The sequence below is a fragment of the Pseudomonas sp. SST3 genome (assembly GCF_003325755.1).
On the sequence record NZ_QORI02000137.1, the window covers coordinates 1 to 4,074 of the forward strand.

Here is a 4,074-nt window from a genome sequence, read left to right on the forward strand (position 1 = left end):
GGCTTGGCCGAACAGATGAACGGCAAGAACACCAGGTCATATTCCAGGCCCTTGGATTTGTGGATGGTCACCACTTTGACCAGTTGCTCGTCGCTTTCCAGGCGCAGGATCTGCTCTTCACCGGCCTGTCCCGACAGCGCCAGATGCTCGGCCAAATGACGGATCAACGCCTGCTCGCCATCCAGTTCCGAGGCGGCCTGTTGCAACAATTCACTGAGGTGCAACAGGTTGGTCAGCACCCGCTCGCCMYCACTGCGGGCGATGAGGGTTTGCGGCAGCTTGAAGTCGTGGAGCAGGCGACGCAGCATCGGCAACACGCCTTGGGTACGCCAGATGGCACGGTAGCCACGGAACTGCATCACCCGTGATTCCCACGCCAGTTCGTCCTGATTCAGACGCTCCAGCTCCGATAGGGACAGGTTCAGGGTGACGCAGGCCAGGGCGGCACGCAGCGGGCGTTCGACATCGGGTTCGGCGCAAGCCTTCAACCAGGCCAACAGGTCATGGGCTTCCTGGGCGGCAAACACCGAGTCTTTATCCGACAGGTACACACTGCGCACGCCACGGCTGGCCAGTTCCGCCCGTACGGCTTGGGCTTCCTTGCCATCGCGCACGAGGATGGCGATGTCTGACGGCAACACGCCCTTGAGGTTACCCTCTATTACAAAGCCCGCCGTGCCTTGCTGCCCACCGTTGAGCAGCGCAACGATTTGCGTGGCGCAGGCGGCGGCCAGGTGTTGACGGTAAACCACGTTTGGAAATCGGCTGGTCGGTGGGCAGGTGCCAAAGGTTCATGGCCGGCATTGGTTGGCCGTCGACCTGCAGGTGTTCGCTGCGGCCTTGGGACAGCACCGGGTGAAACGGCACCGGGTTATCCCCATTGGGCTCACGGAACAGGAACGCACCACGACCGGTTTCCGCACGCTGGAACACGTGATTCACCGCCTCGACCATCGCATGGCTGGAGCGGAAGTTGGTGCCCAGGGTGTGATGACGGCCGGTGGTGGATTGCCGGGCGCGCAGGTAGGTGTAGATGTCGGCGCCGCGAAAGGCGTAGATCGCCTGCTTGGGGTCGCCGATCAGGAACAGGCCGCTGTCGAGGTGGTTTTTCTTTCGATGCGGTAGATGCTGTCGAAGATGCTGTATTGCACCGGGTCGGTGTCCTGGAATTCATCGATCAGGGCCACCGGGAATTGCTCGCGGATCACGCTGGCCAGGCGCTCGCCACCGTCTGCCTGGAGGGCGGCGTTGAGGCGGATCAGCATGTCGTCAAACCCCATCTCGGCGCGGCGACGTTTCTCTTCCTCGAAGCGTTTGCCGACCCAGCCGGCAGCGTGTTGCAGCACCGCCGCGTCGGGCGTTGGCAAGGCGTCGAGGCTGGCTTTGAGGCTGGCCATGGCCTCGATGCCAGGGTGCTGCGGCGGCTCGCCTTTCCACGCTTCGGCCATGCCGTCAGGCGTCAGGCGGGCGAAGCCGGTGCCGATGTCCAGTTGTTCCAGGGTTTCGTCAGCGGCCCAGGCGCTGATCTTTTCGAACCAGGGCTCGAAGTAGCGCGCTTGCATCTTGCGCCCATCGACCGCCTTGGCGGCCACGGCTTGCAGGCAGATATCCCGCAGCTCGGCGGCCCATTGTTGCCAGGGTGCCTTGAGAGCAACCAGCGCGGCACGACGTTCTTGCAGGCAGGCGGTGATCAGTTCGGCTGGCTCGCGGGTTTCGTCGGTGGGCCGCTCGCTGCCGAACAACGCACGCACCCGTGGCATCAGCGCCGCGGGGCCGCCCCAATGGTTGCCGCACCCAGTTGAGGGCATCGTCGTGCATTGGGTAGCAGAACAATCGCCAGTAGTCGCGCAGCACTTCGCCCAGCAGGTCGCTATGGTCAGTTTCCAGGGTCTGGGTGAACAGGCTGCCGCTGTCGAACGCATGTTCGCGCAGCATGCGCTGGCACCAACTGTGGATCGTCGAGACGGCGGCTTCATCCATCCATTGGGCGGCGATGTCCAGCCGATTGGCGCAGGCGGGCCATTGCTGCGGTTCATATTGCTCACGCAGGTCGGCAATCAGCGCATCAGGCTGCTCGATTTCGTCACGGAAAAAGCGCGCGGCTTCGGCCAGGCGGATGCGGATGCGTTCACGCAGCTCCTTGGTGGCGGCGTCGGTGAACGTCACCACGAGGATTTGCGGTGGCAGCAGCTCGCGGCCGAAACCGGACTCACCACCGCCGTGGCCGAGCACCAGGCGCAGGTACAAGGCGGAGATGGTGAAGGTCTTGCCGGTGCCGGCACTGGCTTCAATCAACTGGCTGCCTTTGAGCGGGAACGCCAGGGCCAAGGGTTTGCCGATCATGCGTCAGCCTCCGTGCTGGAAAGCGATCGCCAGGGGGCGTTGATCAGCGGGCGGTACAGGGTTTCGCACCAGCCTTCGAACTCTTCACTGGCGACCAGGGCCGCGTAGTCGGGAAATTGCCGCGTAAGGGCAGGCGTTTCGCGGCGTTCGCCGTCTGTGGTGATGCCATCGCCTTCATAGGCTTTGCTCGCTGCCGCTTGGGCCTTGGCGGGGTCAGTCTGGCCGAGCCAGGCGAACGCGGTTTTCACCGCGACCGGTAGCGGCGCGCTCATTCCCGTGTGCCAGGCCAACAGCAGGTTACCGAGGATGTCCTCGGCGCCGGCCTTGTCCAGTGGGGCCAACAACAAGGTGTCGTCACTGGCTACCAGGCCGGTGCTCAAGGGCAGGCCACAGGCGCAGGCCACCACGTGATTGACCCAAGGGCGGATGAGGCGGTGCCACTTGCGTGTCTTGATCGAGCCAATACTGTTGGGGATGGTGGTGACGCTTAACAGTCCGCCATCACTGCGTCGGTGCAGACCGCTGATCCAACCTTCCAGCTGGATACCTTGGTACGCAAAGCTGATCGGTTCAGCGCCAGTATGCGGGGTGGGCCACAGCGCTAGAAGGTGTTGATAGCGTTGCACCAGGTCCGGCAACGGCTCGATCAACTCGTTACGCAGGCATTCACCGAAACCGACCATCGGCAGCAGGCCGCTGCCTTGCAGGCGCAGGGCCTGGGCGTTGAGCGCCTGATCGAGTTGGTCGGGTTGGGTGAGTGCCGCGTTCAGCAGGCTGTCGCTTAAGCTGTAGCGTTGCAATGCGTCCAGCACGAAGGGTTCTTCATCAGCCAGGGGCACTTCAGCGGCTTCGAAGAATACTTTCAGGCGCTGGCTGAAGAAGTGTTTGACCGGATTGCGCAGGAAGTCCTGTAACTGGCCAAGGCTCAGGGGTTCTTCCTGTTGGTGAGGGGTCAAGCCTTGCTCTTGGGTGATGACCGCCGGTGCCTGATGCAGCAATTGCCATTCGCGGGCATAGCTGAACAGCGAATCGCCTTCGTGGAAGTAGCGTGCGCTGAAGGGTTGCAGCGGGTGCTCTTGGGTCATTGCGTCGAGCAGCGGCTGATCATTGTTGGCGTGCTGCCAGCCGCTGGCCAAGTGGTCGCGCAGTTGGCCGATCAGTACCGAGGCCGGGCGATCACTGTTGTCACGGATGCTGCGGCCTACCCAGCTGATATACAGCTGGTCACGGGCTGACAGCAGCGCTTCGAGCAGTAAGTAGCGGTCGTCTTCACGGCGAGAACGGTCGCCGGGGCGGTAATCGCTGCCCATCAGGTCAAAATCCAGGGGTGGCTGGGCCCGCGGGTAATCGCCGTCGTTCATGCCGAGCAGGCAGACCAGCTTGAACGGGATCGCACGCATGGGCATGAGCGTACAGAAATTGACCGCTCCCGCCAGGAAGCGCTGGGACAGGCGCCCCTGATCCAATCCGGCAAGCCATGCCTCACGTACTACCGTAAGGGGTAACTCGTCTTGCAAGCCGACGGATTCGCAGGTTTCCAGCCAGGTTTCTCTTAGCTGTTCGAGCTGGCCCAGCAGGTAGTCATCGTGCTCGCTGCTGGGCAGGAAAAAACAGCTGCATCAACCGTTGTAGACGCTCGCCCCAGGCCTGTGGCGCGGCGGGTTCCGATAGCGCTTGATGGGCATCGTGCAAGGCGTCGAGCAAGCCGACCAGCGGGCCGATCAAGGCCGC

Annotated in this window: 2 pseudogenes; both read right to left on the reverse strand. The window is 63.0% G+C overall.

Features of this window, described 5'->3' with window-relative positions:
- Positions 1 to 2,343, reverse strand: a pseudogene (recB, locus tag DQ405_RS25195) (exodeoxyribonuclease V subunit beta); the annotation flags it as partial.
- Positions 2,340 to 4,074, reverse strand: a pseudogene (locus DQ405_RS25200) (exodeoxyribonuclease V subunit gamma); the annotation flags it as partial. The pseudogenes recB and DQ405_RS25200, both read right to left, overlap by 4 nt.